Source organism: Micromonospora terminaliae, from assembly GCF_009671205.1.
Classification (GTDB): Bacteria; Actinomycetota; Actinomycetes; order Mycobacteriales; family Micromonosporaceae; genus Micromonospora; species Micromonospora terminaliae.
Window position 1 is genome coordinate 283181 of the sequence record NZ_CP045309.1, and the last position, 17023, is coordinate 300203.

15 protein-coding genes are annotated in these 17023 nt (G+C 73.1%); 13 read left to right on the plus strand and 2 right to left on the minus strand.

All coding sequences use genetic code 11. The annotated features are described in order from the left end of the window. Positions 1–5 precede the first annotated feature (5 nt). From GCE86_RS01345 to GCE86_RS01380, 8 genes are all read left to right on the plus strand, one after another. Complete coding sequence (locus tag GCE86_RS01345; protein WP_154225207.1) at positions 6–824, plus strand: SAM-dependent methyltransferase; 819 nt, start codon at positions 6–8, stop codon at positions 822–824. A 6-nt stretch (positions 825–830) separates the two neighbouring features. Continuing rightward, positions 831–3059, plus strand: coding sequence for a putative bifunctional diguanylate cyclase/phosphodiesterase (locus tag GCE86_RS01350; RefSeq protein WP_154225208.1), 2229 nt, complete (start codon positions 831–833; stop codon positions 3057–3059). Continuing rightward, the gene (locus tag GCE86_RS01355; RefSeq protein WP_154225209.1) at positions 3056–3556 is read left to right on the plus strand and encodes a DUF456 domain-containing protein; all 501 of its coding nucleotides are present in this window, start codon (positions 3056–3058) and stop codon (positions 3554–3556) included. Before GCE86_RS01350 ends, GCE86_RS01355 begins: the two co-directional genes overlap by 4 nt. A gap of 290 nt (positions 3557–3846) precedes the next feature. Next, on the plus strand, positions 3847–5424 hold the full coding sequence (locus GCE86_RS01360) for an amino acid permease (RefSeq protein WP_154225210.1): 1578 nt from the start codon (positions 3847–3849) through the stop codon (positions 5422–5424). A gap of 90 nt (positions 5425–5514) precedes the next feature. Continuing rightward, positions 5515–6231 (plus strand): VOC family protein, encoded by a 717-nt coding sequence (locus tag GCE86_RS01365; RefSeq protein WP_163636818.1) that lies wholly within the window; start codon positions 5515–5517, stop codon positions 6229–6231. Between the two features lie 180 nt (positions 6232–6411). Further along, positions 6412–7452, plus strand: coding sequence for a DUF418 domain-containing protein (locus GCE86_RS01370; RefSeq protein WP_154225211.1), 1041 nt, complete (start codon positions 6412–6414; stop codon positions 7450–7452). Between the two features lie 35 nt (positions 7453–7487). Beyond that, complete coding sequence (locus GCE86_RS01375; protein WP_154225212.1) at positions 7488–8660, plus strand: sensor histidine kinase; 1173 nt, start codon at positions 7488–7490, stop codon at positions 8658–8660. Next, entirely contained in the window at positions 8657–9313 is a 657-nt protein-coding gene (locus GCE86_RS01380; RefSeq protein WP_154225213.1) for a response regulator, read from the plus strand. Before GCE86_RS01375 ends, GCE86_RS01380 begins: the two co-directional genes overlap by 4 nt. 24 nt (positions 9314–9337) lie before the next feature. Here GCE86_RS01380 and GCE86_RS01385 read toward each other — a convergent pair whose 3' ends face one another. Together GCE86_RS01385 and GCE86_RS01390 are read right to left on the minus strand one after the other, a co-directional pair. Further along, entirely contained in the window at positions 9338–10081 is a 744-nt protein-coding gene (locus GCE86_RS01385; RefSeq protein ID WP_154225214.1) for an SAM-dependent methyltransferase, read from the minus strand. 80 nt (positions 10082–10161) lie between these two features. Beyond that, positions 10162–10776 carry a GrpB family protein gene (locus tag GCE86_RS01390; protein WP_204342273.1) on the minus strand — a complete coding sequence of 205 codons (615 nt, stop codon included), beginning with the start codon at positions 10774–10776 and terminating at the stop codon, positions 10162–10164. A 95-nt stretch (positions 10777–10871) separates the two neighbouring features. On the opposite strand from GCE86_RS01390, the gene GCE86_RS01395 reads away from it, so the two are divergent. The 5 genes from GCE86_RS01395 (at position 10872) to GCE86_RS01415 (ending at position 16952) form a co-directional block, all read left to right on the plus strand. Continuing rightward, positions 10872–12347 (plus strand): tetratricopeptide repeat protein, encoded by a 1476-nt coding sequence (locus GCE86_RS01395; RefSeq protein ID WP_154225215.1) that lies wholly within the window; start codon positions 10872–10874, stop codon positions 12345–12347. A gap of 183 nt (positions 12348–12530) precedes the next feature. Continuing rightward, the gene (locus tag GCE86_RS01400; RefSeq protein WP_154225216.1) at positions 12531–13895 is read left to right on the plus strand and encodes a glutamine synthetase family protein; all 1365 of its coding nucleotides are present in this window, start codon (positions 12531–12533) and stop codon (positions 13893–13895) included. Positions 13896–14000: 105 nt separating this feature from the next. Continuing rightward, positions 14001–15356, plus strand: coding sequence for an aldehyde dehydrogenase family protein (locus GCE86_RS01405; protein ID WP_154225217.1), 1356 nt, complete (start codon positions 14001–14003; stop codon positions 15354–15356). A 2-nt stretch (positions 15357–15358) separates the two neighbouring features. Next, on the plus strand, positions 15359–16126 hold the full coding sequence (locus GCE86_RS01410; RefSeq protein ID WP_154225218.1) for a 3-oxoacyl-ACP reductase: 768 nt from the start codon (positions 15359–15361) through the stop codon (positions 16124–16126). 55 nt (positions 16127–16181) lie between these two features. After that, positions 16182–16952 carry a gamma-glutamyl-gamma-aminobutyrate hydrolase family protein gene (locus tag GCE86_RS01415; protein ID WP_244317142.1) on the plus strand — a complete coding sequence of 257 codons (771 nt, stop codon included), beginning with the start codon at positions 16182–16184 and terminating at the stop codon, positions 16950–16952. Positions 16953–17023 lie beyond the last annotated feature (71 nt).

Sequence of the window (17023 nt, forward strand, 5' to 3'; positions counted from 1 at the left end):
GAGCGATGCAGACGCCGGACGGACTTCCCGCCGAGATCGACCTGAGCCGGCCCAGCGCGGCCCGGGTCTACGACTACTTCCTCGGCGGCGCGCACAACTTCGAGATCGACCGGCAGCTCGCCGAGCAGATCGCCGCCATGACGCCGAACCTGGCGGCGACCATGCGCTCCGGGCGGGAGTTCCTGCGCCGGGCCGTCCGGGTGCTGCTCGACGCCGGCATCGACCAGTTCCTCGACATCGGCTCGGGGATTCCCACCGTCGGCAACGTGCACGAGGTGGCCCAGGCGGCCAACCCGGAGGCCCGCATCGTCTACGTCGACATCGACCCGGTCGCCGTGGCCCACAGCCGCGAGCTGCTCGCCGGCAACGACCGGGCCACCGCCATCCTGGCCGACCTGCGGGAGCCGAAGCTGATCCTCGACCAGGCCCGGGCCAGCGGCCTGATCGACTTCGACCGGCCGCTCGGCATCCTGCTCGCCGGGGTGGTCCACTTCATCCCCGACGAGGACCGGCCGGGCGACATCCTGGCCACCCTGCGGTCCGCCGCGGCGCCCGGCAGCTTCCTGGTCATCTCGCACTCGACGTTCGAGGACCAGCCGCAGGAGATGCTCGACGCGCAGCGCCTGTCGGCGCGTACCGCCACCGAGATCACCCTCCGCTCGCGGGCCGAGATCACCTCCTATTTCGGCGACTGGACGGTGCTCGAACCGGGCGTCGTGCACATGCCGCTCTGGCGGCCCGACTCGCCGTCCGACGTGGACGAGCACCCCGAGCGGTTCGGGGCGTTCGGTGGCGTCGCCCGGCACGACCGGACGGCCGGCTGAGCCGACATGCGCGCCCCGGACCCCGACGGGGACGACTTCAGCCGCCCGGGCGCCGCGGCGTACGCCGCCGAGTGGGCCCGGGCGGTGCGGCGCATCGGTTTCGTGCCGCTGAGCGCGGCCGAGACCGAGCGGCTGCTGCTCGCGCACACCGTCCGGCTCGGCCGGGCGCTGCTCGCCCCGGTGTTCTCCGCCCAGCCGGCGGAGGACGTCGGGCGGGCCCTGGTCGAGGCGCACCTCACCGAGCCCGGGGTGCTCGACTGGTCGGTGCGGGCGCTCGGGGACCGCTTCCTGTCCTGGGTGCTGCCCGCCCGGGTCGAGCCGCCCGAGGTGCGGGAGCGGATCGCCGCTCTGCAGGGCGCGTTCGCCGCCGGCTTCGGCCGGGCGCTGCGCGACCGGGTGTTCAGCCAGCAGGAGCGGATCGCCCGCTCGGCCTGGCAGGCCCGGGACGCGGTGGAGCAGGCGTTGCGGGACAGCGAGGCGCGGTTCCGGGCGGTCTTCACCGGGGCGGCCATCGGCATCGGCATCGCCGGGGTGGACGGGCGGATCATCGAGGTCAACCAGTCCTTCGCGGACATGCTCGGCTACACCGCCGCCGAGCTTCGGGAGCTGAGCGTCGACGGGCTGTTCCACTCCGACGACGCCGCCGGCATGTGGGAGCTCTACCAGGAGCTGGTCGAGGGCAAGCGGGACAGCGCCCGGGTGGAGAAGCGCTACTACCGCAAGGATGGCAGCGTGGTCTGGACCGACCTGGCCGTCTCGCTGATCCGCCACGACGACGGCCGCCCCCGGTTCACCGTGGCGATGATCGAGGACATCACCGAGCGCTACCAGCTCCAGCAGCGGCTGCGCTTCCAGGCGCTGCACGACCCGCTCACCGGCCTGCCCAACCGGACCCTCTTCTTCGAGACGCTCGGCCAGGTCTTCGACACCGCCGCGCCGGAGCAGCGGGTCGGGCTCTGCTTCATCGACCTGGACGGCTTCAAGGCGATCAACGACAGCCTCGGCCACGACCTGGGCGACCGGCTGCTCAAGGTGATCGCCCGGCGGCTGGCCGACTGCGTGTCCGGCCGCGGCCACCTGGTGGCCCGGATGGGCGGCGACGAGTTCGTCATCCTGGTCGACTCCGACGGCGGCCTCGACGACGCCGTGGAGGTGGCCGAGCTGGCCCTGGCCGCGGTCTCCGCCCCCGTGCACGTCGGCGACCAGCAGCTGGCCGTCTCGGCGAGCATCGGCATCGTGGAGTGCCCGGCCGCCGAGACCAGCGTCTCAGAGCTCATGAAGGCGGCCGACACCACCCTCTATTGGGCCAAGGCCGAGGGGCGCGGCCGCTGGGCGGTCTACGACCCGGAGCGCAGCGCCGCCGACATCGCCCGCTCGGCGCTGGCCGCCAACCTGCCCGCCGCGCTGGACCGGGGCGAGTTCCTGCTGCACTACCAGCCGATCGTCTCGCTGCTCGACGGCTCGATGGTGGCCGTGGAGGCGCTGGTCCGCTGGCAGCACCCCGAGCTGGGGCTGATCGGGCCCGACCGGTTCATCGGGCTCGCCGAGGAGACCGGCCTGATCGTCCGGCTCGGCGCCTGGGTGCTCCGGCAGGCGTGCCGCGACGCCGAGAGCTGGCGGCGGGCGTACCCGGAGGCGCGGCTGATGGTGAACGTCAACCTGGCCGCCCGGCAGGCCGACGACCCGGGCATCGTGGAGACCGTGGCCGAGGCGTTGGAGCGCACGGGGCTCCCCGCCGAGCTGCTGCAACTGGAGCTGACCGAGAGCGCCGTGATGGGCACCGCCGGGGAGTCGCTGCGCGCCCTGCACCAGCTCGCGGACCTCGGGATCCGGCTGGCCATCGACGACTTCGGCACCGGCTACTCGAACCTGGCGTACCTGCGGCGGCTGCCGATCCACTGCCTGAAGCTGGCCGGCCCGTTCGTCGAGGGGATCCGGGGCGACGGCGCGGACGTGGTCGCCGACCACCGCGACGAGCGGATCGTGGACGCCCTCGTCCGGCTGGCCCACGCGCTGGAACTCTGGGTGACCGCCGAGGCCGTGGAGACCGAGGAGCAGGCCGAGCGGCTGCGGTCGCTGCGCTGCGACACCGGGCAGGGGCGCTGGTTCGGCCCTCCGGTGCCGGCGGCCGATATCCGGCGGCGGCTCGAGGGTAAGGAAGGGACCCAGGGGACCCGCTCGCGCCTTCCGGAGCAGCGCGCGGGCCAGGCGCAGGCCCGGGAGGAGACGCGGTGAGCCTCGGCGATTCGCAGGCGGTGGTGTCGGTGGTGGCCGCGCTGGCCATCCTGGCGGGCCTGGCCGGGGTGGTGGTGCCCGGGCTGCCGGCGCTGCCGCTGTGCTGGGCCGGGGTGCTGGTGTGGGCGATCTTCGGCGACGCCGGGCCGGGCCGCTGGGCGGTGCTGGCCGCCGCCACCGTGGTCGCCGTCGGCGGCAGCGTGGTCAAGTACCTCTGGCCGGGGCGGAACCTGAAGCGCACCGGCGTACCCACGTCGTCGCTGCTGGCCGGGGGACTGCTCGGCCTGGTCGGCTTCTTCGTCATCCCGGTGGTGGGGCTGCCGATCGGCTTCGTCGGCGGGATCTGGGGCGCCGAGCGGCTGCGGCTGGGCAGCAACCAGCTCGCCTGGCCGGCCACCGTGCAGGCGCTCAAGGCGGCCGGGCTGTCCATGCTGGTCGAGTTCCTGGCCGGGCTGCTCATCGCCGTGCTCTGGGTGGCCGGGCTGCTCTGGGCGTGAGTAGGGAGCGGCGGCGCGGGCGTCCGGGGGTACGGCGAACCGCCGTACTTCAGTGAGAGAGAGGTGGACGCCTCGCGCCGCCGCGGGCCGGGCGTTGCCGAGCGCCCGGTGGTGGCCCGTCGCGATCGGGCCTGGTCACGGGCTCAAGGATGCCCCGGAACGGCCTCGGGCGGCAACGCAATTAGCCGTGCCGGCCGTGAGATTCCCACGCCTGCCGTATTGACCGCCTTGATCGACGGGATCACACTTTGCCCACTCGCACCGGGGAATCCACCTCGAGGAGGTGTGCAGTGGCCACGACGCCCGCGCCGACCGCCGAGCAACCCATGGACGACGACGCCCGACGGCTCGCCGAACTCGGCTACAAGCAGGAGCTGCACCGCAAGTGGAGCGGCTTCTCCAACTTCGCCATCTCGTTCTCGATCATCTCGATCCTGGCCGGCTGCTTCACCACGTTCGGCCAGGCGTGGAACAACGGCGGGCCGGTCGCCATCTCGTGGGGCTGGCCGCTGATCTCGCTGTTCATCCTGATCATCGGCTTCTGCATGGCCGAGCTCGTGTCGGCCTACCCGACCGCCGGCGGCATCTACTGGTGGGCCGCCACCATGGGGCGGCCGGTGCACGGCTGGTTCACCGGCTGGCTCAACCTCATCGGCCTGGTGGCCGTGACCGCCTCGGTCGACTACGGCTGCGCCACCTTCCTCAACCTCACCCTGTCGGCGCTCTTCGACGGGTGGGCCGGCACCGCGCACCAGACCTTCGGGCTGTTCGTGGTGATCCTCGCCCTGCACGGGCTCATCAACATCTACGGGCACCACATCATCGACGTACTCCAGAACGTCTCGGTCTGGTGGCACGTGGCCGGCGCGGCCGCCGTGGTGCTCATCCTGCTGCTGGTGCCGGACGACCACCAGAGCTTCAAGTTCGTCTTCACCGAGCGGTTCAACAACTCCGGCTTCGGCGACGGCGACACCGGTGGGCTCACCTTCTGGTTCTACGTGCTGCCGCTGGGCTTCCTGCTCACCCAGTACACGATCACCGGATTCGACGCCTGCGCGCACGTCTCGGAGGAGACCCGGGGCGCCTCGAAGGCCGCCGCCCAGGGGCTCTGGCGGTCCATCTTCTACTCCGCGGTGGGCGGCTGGATCCTGCTGCTCGCGTTCCTCTTCGCGGCCACCGACGTGGACGCCATCAACTCGGCGGGCGGCTTCTCCGGGGCCATCTTCGAGTCCGCGCTGACCCCGTTCTTCTTCAAGGCCGTCATCATCATCTCCACCATCGGCCAGTTCTTCTGCGGGATGAGCTGCGTGACCTCGATGTCCCGGATGGCGTACGCGTTCAGCCGCGACCGTGCCGTGCCGGGCTGGCGGCTCTGGTCCCGGGTGAACCGCAACGGAACCCCGGTCAACGCGATCATCGCGGCCACCCTGGCCGGGCTCGTGCTCACCCTGCCGGCGCTCTACCAGAAGGCCGGCGTGCCGGTCGCCTTCTACGCGGTGGTCTCGGTCGCCGTGATCGGCCTGTACCTGTCCTTCCTCATCCCGATCTTCCTGCGGCTGCGGATGGGGGACCGGTTCGTCCCGGGCCCGTGGACGCTGGGCCGGCGGTACAAGCTGCTCGGCTGGATCGCCGTGATCGAGATCGCGATCATCAGCGTCTACTTCGTGCTGCCCATCGTGCCGGCCGGCGTGCCGGGCAACGCGGACTTCACCTGGACGGCTGTGAACTACGCCCCGCTCGCCATCGGCGGGGTGCTGCTCGGCGTGGCCGTCTGGTGGTACGCCTCGGCCCGGAAATGGTTCACCGGCCCCCGCCGTACCGTCGACGTGCCGGAACAGCGCACCGCGCCGGCCGACGAGCCGGCCTGATCCCATCTCGCCGGCGCCGGGTCACCCGGCGCCGGCGAGAGGAGCGCCGCGAGTTCGTCCAAGGCCGCCGGCAAGGGAGGGAAAGCGACCATGACCACCGTGACAGCCCGTCTGGACCTGGCCATCTTCGACGCGGCCGACATCAACCGGGTCGGTGCGTTCTACGCCGGGCTCACCGGCTGGGACGTCGTCCGCCGGGACCCCGACCGGTTCGGCCTCCGGGCTCCGGACGGTCAGGAGATCGAGTTTCAGCACGCACCCGACCATGTCGCGCCGCAGTGGCCCGGGCACGAGCACCCGCAGCAGTTCCACCTCGATCTGCAGACCGACGATCCCCGGGCGATGACCGAACGGGCGGTCGGCCTCGGCGCCACCCGGCTGGCCGACGGACCCACCTGGATCACCCTGGCCGACCCGGCGGGCCACCCGTTCGACCTCTGCCGGGCCGACGGGGTGGGCCCGGTGCTGCGGCTGTTCGCGGTGACGATCGACGCACCCGACGCGTCGGCCCTGGCCCGTTTCTACGCCGACCTCACCGGCATGGCGGTCACCTACGACGGCCCCGAGGGCGCGCTCGTCGCCGGTGACGGCAGGAGCCTCATGTTCCAGCAGGTCGACGACTACGAGCCGCCCCGCTGGCCGGATCCCGCGCATCCCCAGCAGGCCCACCTCGACCTCTGGGTCGACGACCTCGACGGCGGCGAAGCACGGGCCGTGGCACTGGGTGCGCGTCGGCTGAGCGCCGGCGGCGAACGCTTCAGAGTGTTCACCGACCCGGCCGGCCACCCGTTCTGCCTCGTCCGGTAGCGGTCGCGTGGCCCACCCTCGATCGGCGCCACCCTGCCGGACGCGGAGACCCGCCTGGCCCGCGAGCCGAACGTGTGGTGGTGCACGATGCGTGGGAATGGCCGAAAGTACGACGGCTCGCGCGCCGGCGTGAACTTGTGGCCGAGGGGCCGGGACGGCCACCCGGGCCAGGCTGTGGGCATGTCACGAAACGGTGTAAGAGACGCCGACGTCGTCGCCCTCGGCCGGCCACGATCCGCAGAGGCCCCGGCGCGGAAGCGGGTCGTCGAGCTCGACGTGCTCCGGGGCTTCGCCCTGTGCGGGATCCTGCTGGCGAACGTGAAGCCGATCGCCCACCGCGGCGGCGAACTCGGCACCGCGCAGCTACCGGAGACGACCGCCGCGACAGTGCTGCACCTGCTGGTCGACCAGCGTTTCTTTCCGATCTTCTCCGTGCTGTTCGGCGTCGGCTTCGCGCTCCTGTTCGAGTCGGCGCGGGCGCGGGCCCGGCAACCGCGAGTGGTGCTGCTGCGCCGGATGCTGGCGCTGCTGGCCGTGGGCCTCCTCCACTTCCTGGTCCTGTGGAAGGGCGACATCCTCACGGTGTACGCCGTGCTCGGCCTGTTGGTCCTGCTGCCCTCCACGTGGCTGCCGCGTCGCGTGGTGGCGATCGCCGCCGGGGTGCTCATCGTGGTGTCGGTGGCTCTGTTCGGCGGCTGGTACTCGTTGGTTCCCGGCCTGTTCCTGCTCGGTTCGGCACTGACCCGGTACGGCGTGGTCGGACGGATCGGTTCGGGTCCGCGTACCACGGCCCGGTTGGGGCTGGTCTTCGCTCTTGTGGCCGTGCCCGTCGCGGTGCTCCAGTTGCGTGCGGACGGCACCGCGGCGCGGATCGCGTACCCGGCGGCCGGGCTGCTGACCGCCGGTGCCTACGTGTGCGGGATGGTGCTGCTGCTCAGGACACGGCTGGCCGGGCCGCTGACCACCGTGTTCCGGCCGCTGGGCCGCATGGCGCTGACGAACTACCTGACCGCCACGGTGCTCGTGCTCGCGATCTCGGGCGTGGCCGGCGACGCGGACCGCTGGTCGGTCGGCGGGGTGGTCGCGGTCGCCGCGACGGTCCTCTGTGTGCAGTGGGGGTGGTCGGTAATCTGGCTGCGCCGGTGCCACCAGGGGCCGGTCGAGTGGCTGTGGCGGTGGGTGACGTGGTGGCAGCGGCCGCCGCTGCGGCGGCCGCGATGACGAGGCGCTGCCGCGGATCGGGCAGGAGAGGCATCATGGTTCTCGCCGGCGGGCGCATCACCCGGCGCCGGGCCGGCCTGGCCGGTGTACTGGTCGAGGCCGCGTTCGGGGTGCTGCTCGCCGCCGGCCTCGCCCTCGAGGTGGCGGTGGTGCTGAGTCGCCGCCCGTCCTGGCCCGTGGGCCTGGCGCTGGTGCTGATCACGGCGGCGGTGTGCGGGGCGGCGCTGCTGCGACGACGGTTTCCCGCGCCGGCGGCGGCTGCGGCCATCGTCCTGTGCGGGGTCGCCGAGCTGATCGACTGGCGGACCGGCCGGCAGGGCCAGCCCGCCCCGATCGCCTGCCTGGCGCTCCTCGTGGTGGTCGCCTCCGCGGTGCGGCATCTGCCCGGGGCGGCGGGTGCCGTCGCGGTGGCCACCGGCTCCGCGGCGGTTGCCGCCGGCACCGTCGAGCGGTACGCGACCTACCTGGCTCAGGACGTCCCGAACGCGCTGACGGCCACGAAGATCATGGTGGCCGGGTGGGCGGTCGCGGTCAGCGTGGGCCTGTGGCGGCGGGTCGGCGACGCACGGCGGCGGGCCATGGTCGACGAGGTACGGCGTACCGAACGGCTGGCCCTCGCCCGTGACCTGCACGACGTCGCGGCCCATCACCTGACCGGCCTCATCATCCAGGCTCAGGTCGCGCAACTCGCCACCGACGCCGACCCGCCCACCGTCCGGGCGACCCTGGCCGAGATCGAGACGGCCGGTGCCGAGGCGCTCGCCTCCGTGCGACAGGTGGTGCGGCTGCTGCGGGGCGACCAGCCGGAGCTTCCAACCCTGCCGGGTTCGCTGGCCGGGCTGCTGGACCGCTTCGACGGCACCGGCGTCCGCGCGGCCCTCGACCTGCCCGACGGCCCGCCGCCGGCCGACTGGCCGCCGGAGATCACCGCCGGCATCTACCGGATCGTGCAGGAGGCGTTGACCAACGTGGCCCGGCACGCGCGCGACGCACGTACCGTCACCGTGACCCTCGCCCACGCCGGCCGGACCATCCGGTTGTGCGTCGCCGACGACGGACAGCCGGGCCGCAGCGCCCGCCCCGACGGTCACGGCCTGGTCGGAATGCGCGAGCGAGCCGCCGCTCTCGGCGGTGAGCTGAGCGCCGGTCCGCGCACACCGACCGGGTGGACGGTCGAGGCCACCATCCCCGCGCCGGGAGGGTCATGACCATCCGCGTGCTCGTCGCCGAGGACCAGGCGATCGTCCGCCGCGGCCTTCGGCTGCTGCTGGAGAGCCAGCCCGACATCACGGTGGTCGGCGAGGCCGCCGACGGGCCGGAGGCGATCAGCCTCGCCCGCGAACTCCGCCCGGACGTCTGCCTCGTGGACCTGCAGATGCCGCGGCTGGACGGCCTCGACGTGACCCGCGCGCTCGCCGGGGCCGCCGTCCGCGACCCCCTGCGGGTCGTGATCATCACGACCTTCGACCTCGACGAGTACGTCCACGGCGCGCTCCGGGCCGGGGCGGTCGGGTTCATCCTCAAGGACTCGGGACCGGCCCTGCTGGCCGAGGCGGTGCGCGCGGCGCACGCCGGCGACGCGATGATCTCGCCGTCGATCACGATGCGGCTGCTGAAGCAGTTCGGGCCGATCGCGGTCCGACCGCCGCGCCGGCCCGCGACACCGCTGACCGACCGGGAGATCGAGCTGATCAAGCGCCTCGCCCGGGGACGCACCAATCAGGAGATCGCCCAGGAACTGTTCATCTCGGTGAGCACGGTGAAGGCCCACGTGGCCAACATCCAGGACAAGCTGCAGCTGCGGAACCGTACCGAGATCGCCGCCTGGGCCTGGGAGAGCCGCCTGGTGACGGAGATGTGACCGGCCGTGGCGGCCGCACCGGGATCAGCTCCGGCGGAGCACCAGCGTCGCGAAGCCCAGAACATCGCGGTACCCGCGCAGCCACTGGTCGCGGTGCTCCCGGGCGACGGTCAGCGCCTCGGCGGCGTCCGGATGGCCCGGGTTGTCCAGCGCCCACTCGGTGAGCAAGCCGACCCACGACCACTCGTAGTCGTCCCACTCGGCGGCGTCGCTCACATGGGCGTACACCGGGGTCCAGCCGGCCTGCTCGGCGGCGTCGACCAGGCCGGCGAGGTCGGTGAACTCGTCCGGCTTCGCGTCGAGCGCGGCGAGTGCCTCCGGGGTCGGCGGGACCTGCCAGAAAGCCTCGCCGACCAGCAGGATGCCGTCGGCGTTGACGTGCCGGCCGGCCAGCTTCAGCGTCTCGCCGAACCCGCCGAACGCGTGTGTCGACCCGACGCACAGCACCAGGTCGTAGTCGCCGTCCGGCACGTACGTCCGGGCGTCGCGCTCGTGCAGGGTGAGCCGGTCGGCGAGGCCGCGTGCCTCGGCGGCGCCGGCGGCGCGTTCGAGGGCGTACGGGCTGACGTCCACGCCGTCCGCGTGCCCGTCCGGGTGGTGAGCCAGGGCCTGCAGCGCCCAGACGCCCTCGCCGCAGCCGAGGTCGAGGATGCGAGCCGCCGGTTGGCGGCCCGCCCGGCGCAGGAGCCGGTTGACGTTGACGCCGGAGACCGGGGCCGCGATCGGGTGGTGCGAGTGCGCGATGCTGCTGAGCCGTTGACGATCCACCGCCCGAGTCAACACGAGTCAGGCCGGCGCCCGCACCCGGGTTGTCGTGCCTCCGTGGTGCCCGATGCGGACGGTGCCGATCATCGGCGTTGTCCGGCGGCCGGCCGGAGTCCCGCTCGCCGCAGGATCTCGATGATCGAGGTGGCCTTCCGCGCGTTGTACGCCGACATGGACCAGGGACTGTCGGCGGCGGCACGCCGCTTCTCGGCTTCGTAGAACTCAAGGTCGTCCGGGTGTGCGCGCAACCAGTCGCGGAAGATCAGGTGCCGCAGGTGCTCGTCGCAGTCGGGCCCGAACACGTGCAGGTTCACGGTGTGGCCCTCGTTCCACAGGCAGCGGTGCTCGTACCAGTCCGGCTCGCGCATGCGCAGCACGTATCCCGCGGCCTCCAGTGCGGGCACGTAGGCGGCCTCGTCGGCCGGATCCGTCACGATCAGGTCGACGTCGACCCGGTTCTTGGCCGACAACCCCGGCACCGCCGTCGATCCCACATGCTCGACCGCGAGTGCGCGGCCGCCCAGCGCGGCGCCGATCCGGCTCCGCTCCGCGCGGTACCGGGCCGGCCAGGCCGGGTCGTACGGCGTGATGGTGATCGCCGAGAGCGGAACGTCGATGGGCCGATCTCCGACGGCTCCGGCGGCGATACGGTCGGGGGTGAGCGCGTTCATCGGGTCCGGCAGTGGCGGCAGGCGCATGCGGAGAACCTAGGGCACGGATCCGCGACGGTGTGTCCCGCTCAAGGCGTCTCAGGGGCCGCGAACGTCGGGGGTGGAACCCTAGACTGCGGCTCGTGACGACACCCCTCACTCCGGTCGAGCTGGCCTTCGCGCTGTTGCGGGAGGGCCGGATGGGCGACGCCGAGAACCTCATGACGCGCGAGGTCCAGGCCACCGCGGACCGGCACGGTCCCGGCAGTCCGGAATGGGCCTCGGCCCAGTGCGACCTCGGCAACGTGCTGCTCAACGCCGATCAGCTCGACCGCGCGGCGGAGTGCTTCCGCCGTGCCGCCGCCGTGCCGCCGCGCGATCACGAGTCCCGCAAGGACCAGTTGACCTACCGGCTCAACCTGGGCCTGGCGCTCCGCATGGCCGGGCGACTCGACGAGGCCGAGACGGAGCTCCGCCAGGGCGTCCAGGAGCGGCTCGCCTTCTACGGCCGCGAGCACGCCGGGTACGCGTTCGGCCTCGAACCGCTGGCCGACCTGCTGCGGCAGCGTGGTGACCTGGCAGGTGCCCGGGAGGTCGTCGAGGAGGCGGTGGCAAATCTGTGGCGCAACGGGCACGAGCGGGTGGCCTCCGCGCTGGCGTTGCGAGCGGCGATCGTGCACGCCGGTGGCACCCCCGAGCCGCTCTTCGTCGGCCTGCACCAACTGCCCGACGAGGTTGTCGAGCAGATCGGCCAGGTCGTCACCCAGCTGCTGGACCGCGACGATCCGGCGTCCAAGCCCCTGCTCACCGCCCTGGTCGCGGCCCTGGAGGAGCGGCTCGGTGCCGACCACCAGGCGACGCTCAACGCCCTGTCCGTGCTGGCGAACCTCGGCCGTGACCTCGGTGACCAGGCCGGTCGGATCGACGCGATCGAGCGCGTGCTCGCCTCGTACGACCGCCAGGGCCGGCAGGAGCAGGCGCTGATGGCGGCGCTCGGCCTGGCGATGGCTCAGGACGAAGCGGGCGACACCGAGGCGGGGCTGCGCACGTACGCGTCGGCGGCCGTGCGGGCCGAGCGCATCGGTCGTCCGGAGCTGCGGAGCCAGGTGCTGCGCAACTGGGGTCTCGCGCTGAAGGAGGCCGGCCGGGTGGGCCCGGCGGAGCAACGGCTGACCGAGGCGGTGGAGCAGGCGCGCCGCGGGGCCGACCACGACATGGTCGGGCGGGCCGGCGTCGCCCTGGGCCTGTTCCTCCAGCACGAGGGACGGCTGTCGGAGGCCCGCACGGTCCTGGAGGAGGGACTCGCCGTCCTGGACCCCGTACACCCGGACGCGATCGTCGGCCGCAGCCACCTCGGTGCGGTCCTCGACGGCCGCACCTGCGGCTGCGGCGACATGCCGGGCACGATCGCGGACGCGTTCCGCGAGTTCGTTCTGACGAGGCTGCCCGCGGACCTGCTCGACCGCCTCGACGTGGCGATCGTGGACGGCGACTTCAAGATCGAGGTGGGGCTGCGACGCGAACCGACCGAGGCTGAACTCGAACGGCTCAACCAGGTCTTCCAGACCGCGCACGCCGAGTTCCGCCGCCGGATCAGCGAGCCCCACTACGCCCGCTGACCGCCCGGGCGCCGCGGCAGCCGTTCCGGGCCACCGGCCCGGGTTGCCGCGCGCGTCTCCGCTCCGCCAACGAAGGCCCGACCCGGGTGCCGCCCTCGGCCGATCGCGTTTGCGACGGTGGCCGCAGGGGGCATTGACGGTGATCCGGTTCTGCCAGTAGACCTTGGTGATGGAGGCGCGCCGATGAGGAAAGCTCCGCTCACGCTGGAACAACTGCGCGTCGCGGTCGCCGAGGGCGAGATCGACACGGTGGTGCTCGCGCTGACCGACATGCAGGGCCGCCTCCAGGGCAAGCGGTTCCACGCCCCCTACTTCCTGGACCAGGTGGTCGCGCACGGCAGCGAGGGCTGCAACTACCTGCTCGCCGTGGACGTCGACATGAACACCGTCGACGGGTACGCCATGTCGAGCTGGGAACGCGGCTACGGCGACTTCGCCATGCGGCCCGACCTGGACACCCTGCGCCGGGTGCCCTGGCAGCCCGGCACCGCCATGCTGCTGGCCGACCTGGAGTGGCTGGACGGCTCCGGCCCGGTGGTCGCCTCGCCCCGGCAGATCCTGCGCCGGCAGCTCGACCGGCTGGCCGCGCACGGGCTGACCGCGTACGCGGGCACCGAGCTGGAGTTCGTGCTGTTCCGCGACTCGTACGAGGAGGCGTGGCGGCGGGGCTACCGCGAGCTGACCCCGGCCAACCAGTACAACGTGGACTACTCGCTGCTCGGCACGGCCCGGGTGGAGCCGCTGCTGCGCCGGATCCGCACCGAGATGTCCGGCGCCGGGCTGACCCCGGAGAGCGCGAAGGGCGAGTGCAACCTCGGCCAGCACGAGATCGCCTTCCGCTACGACGAGGCGGTGGCCTGCGCCGACCACCACGTCATCTACAAGAACGGGGCGAAGGAGATCGCCGCCCAGGAGGGCATGTCGATCACCTTCATGGCCAAGCCGAACGCGCGGGAGGGCAACTCCTGCCACATCCACTTCTCGCTGCGCGGTTCCGACGGCCGCTCGGCCATGCTCGGCGAGGGGCCGGCCCACCTGTCGGCCACCGGGCAGCGGGTGCTGGCCGGGCTGCTCGCCACCATGCGCGAGTTCAGCCTCCTCTTCGCCCCCAACATCAACTCCTACAAGCGCTACCAGCCCGGCTCGTTCGCCCCGACCGCGCTGCGCTGGGGCACCGACAACCGCACGTGCGCGCTGCGGCTGGTCGGGCACGGCCAGGGGATGCGGGTGGAGAACCGGGTGCCGGGCGCCGACGTGAACCCGTACCTGGCCATCGCCGCACTGGTGGCCGGCGCCGTGCACGGCATCGAGCGGGAGCTGGAGCTGGGCGAGGAGTGCGCCGGCAACGCCTACGACGACGGCGACGCCGAGCGGGTGCCGGGCACGCTCCGGGACGCCCTGACCCTGTGGGAGTCCTCGGCGACGGCGAAGGACGCCTTCGGGGACGAGGTGGTCGCCCACTACGCCAACCAGGCCCGGGTGGAGCTGACCGCCTTCGACGCCGCGGTGACGGACTGGGAGCTGGTACGTGGCTTCGAACGCCTGTAACCCGCCCCTCGCCGTCGATCATGGACTTGTGGTGCCCGGTTCATGGCGGTCAGCGGCTTTCGTGTGGCGCCACAACTCCATGATCGGCGAGGAGGGGGTGGGCGGGTGACGCAGGTGATCAATCCGGCGACCGGTCAGGCGCTTCGGGAGGTGGCGGGCACCTCGCTTGCTGAGACGGACCTGGCCATTGGGCGGGCGGCGGCGGCTTTTGAGACGTGGCGGGCGGTGGCGCCGGGGGATCGGGCGCGGTTGCTGCGGCGGTTCGCCGCCGTGGTCGACGCGCACCGGGAGGAACTGGCGCTGCTGGAGGTGCGCAACGCCGGCCACACCATCGGCAACGCGCGCTGGGAGGCCGGCAACGTCCGGGACGTCCTCGACTACTACGCGGGCGCGCCCGAGCGGCTGACCGGGCACCAGATCCCGGTGCCCGGCGGGCTCGACGTGACCTTCCACGAACCGCTCGGCGTGGTCGGGGTGATCGTGCCGTGGAACTTCCCGATGCCCATCGCGGGCTGGGGCTTCGCCCCGGCGCTCGCCGCCGGCAACACGGTGGTGCTCAAGCCGGCCGAGCTGACGCCCCTCACCGCGCTGCGCCTGGCCGAACTGGCCCTCGAGGCCGGCCTGCCGGAGGGCGTGCTCACCGTGCTGCCCGGCCAGGGCGCCGTGGTGGGCGAGCGGTTCGTCACCCACCCGGCGGTCCGCAAGGTCTGCTTCACCGGCTCGACGGAGGTCGGCACCCGGATCATGGCGGGCTGCGCCGCCCAGGTGAAGCGGGTCACGCTGGAGCTCGGCGGCAAATCCGCCAACCTGGTCTTCGCCGACGCCGACCTGGAGCGGGCGGCGGCCGCCGCGCCGGCCGCGGTCTTCGACAACGCGGGCCAGGACTGCTGCGCCCGCTCCCGGATCCTGGTCCAGCGATCGGTGTACGACCGCTTCCTCGAACTGCTCGAACCGGCCGTGCGGGCGTTCCGGGTGGAGGACCCGGCCGCCGAGAGCGCCGAGATGGGCCCGCTGATCTCCGCCGGGCACCGGGACCGGGTCGCCGGGTACGTCGACGGGGCGAAGGTGGCCTTCACCGGCACCCGCCCCGCCGGCGCCGGCTTCTGGTACGCCCCGACCGTGCTGCTCGCCGACTCCCCGGCCGACCGGCACTGGCGGGAGGAGATCTTCGGCCCGGTGGTCTCGGTGCTCCCGTTCGACGAGGAGGCGGACGCGGTCCGCCTGGCCAACGACACGGAGTACGGGCTCTCCGGCTCGATCTGGACGCGAGACGTGGGCCGCGCGGTCCGGGTGGCCCGGGCCGTCGAGTCCGGCAACCTGAGCGTCAACTCGCACTCCTCGGTGCGTTACTGGACCCCGTTCGGCGGGATGAAGCGCTCCGGCCTCGGCCGGGAGCTGGGTCCGGACGCGCTGCACGCCTTCACCGACGTCAAGAACGTGTTCATCAGCACGGAGGAGTGAGGATGCAGGGACGGCTTCAGGACCGGGTCGCCGTGGTGACCGGTGCGGGCAGTGGCATCGGCCTGGCCACGGTGCGGCGCTTCGCCGCCGAGGGGGCCCGGGTGGTCTGCGTGGACATCGACGCGGAGGCGGGCAAGCGGGCCGCCGACGAGGTGGCAGGCGAGTTCGTGGCCGCCGACGTGGCGGACGAGGCGGCCGTCCGGGACCTGTTCGACAGGGTGGCCGAGCGGCACGGCCGGGTGGACGTGGCGTTCAACAACGCCGGCATCTCGCCGCCGGACGACGACTCGATCCTGGAGACCGGGCTGGACGCCTGGGAGCGGGTGCTGCGGGTCAACACCACGAGCGTCTACCTCTGCTGCAAGTACGCCATCCCGCACATGCGGCGGCAGGGCAAGGGGTCGATCATCAACACGGCCTCGTTCGTGGCGCTCATGGGGGCCGCCACCTCGCAGATCGCGTACACGGCGAGCAAGGGCGGGGTGCTGGCCATGACCCGGGAGCTGGGCGTGCAGTTCGCCCGGGAGGGCATCCGGGTCAACGCGCTGTGCCCCGGCCCGGTGGCCACCCCGCTGCTGCTGGAGCTGTTCGCCAAGGACCCCGAGCGAGCCGCCCGCCGCCTCGTCCACGTGCCCATGGGCCGGTTCGGCAACCCGGAGGAGATCGCCGCCGCGGTGGCCTTCCTGGCCAGCGACGACGCCTCGTTCATGACCGCCGCGCAGTTCGTGGTCGACGGCGGGATCACCGGCGCCTACGTGACCCCACTGTGAGCGCGAGGAGTGAGCCGGGCTTGCGAGCCCCGCAGTCGCGAACGGTGCCGGCTCAGTGAGCCGGCGGCCGGTGATCGGCATCACGTCGTACGTCGAGCCGGCCGGCTGGGCGGTGTGGCGGGACGTGCCGGCGGCGCTGGTGCCGCACGCGTACGTCCGGGCGGTGACCGCGGCGGGCGGCCGGGCCGTGGTGCTGCCCCCCGACGACGCCGACGCCGACGTGCTGCGGGTGCTGGACGGGCTGCTGCTGGCCGGCGGGGCCGACGTCGGCCCGGAGCGGTACGGCGAGCCGCCCGACCCCCGCACCGAGAGCCGGCCGGACCGGGACGCCGGCGAGCTGGCGCTGCTGACCGCCGCGCTCGCCGCCGACCTGCCCGTGCTCGGCGTGTGCCGGGGCATGCAGCTGCTCGCGGTCGCGTACGGCGGGGCGCTGCACCAGCACCTGCCGGACGTGGTGGGGCACGACGGCCACCGCCCCGCCCCCGGGGTGTACGGGTCGCATCCGGTCCGGTTCGCCGCCGGCAGCCGGGCCGGGGCGGTGATGGCCGGGGTGGACCGGGTCAACTCGTACCACCATCAGGGGGTTGCCGACCCGGGCGGCCTGGCCGTGACCGGCTGGGCCGACGACGGGGTGGTGGAGGCGGTGGAGGACCCGGCCCGGCGCTTTCTGCTCGGCGTGCAGTGGCACCCGGAGAACGACGCCGACCCGCGGCCGGTGGCGGCTCTGGTCCGCGCCGCGGCCGGCGCCGGCACGCCCGGTGGCACCGCCCCGCCCGACCCGCGGGAGCGCCCGACTCGCCCCCGGCCGCCGGTTGCGTCAGGATGAGGCGTAGGTAACCAGCGTCCGACCGCCGACGTGCGTTACGTTGCTCCTTCGTCGGGGTAGTAGGCGGGGAC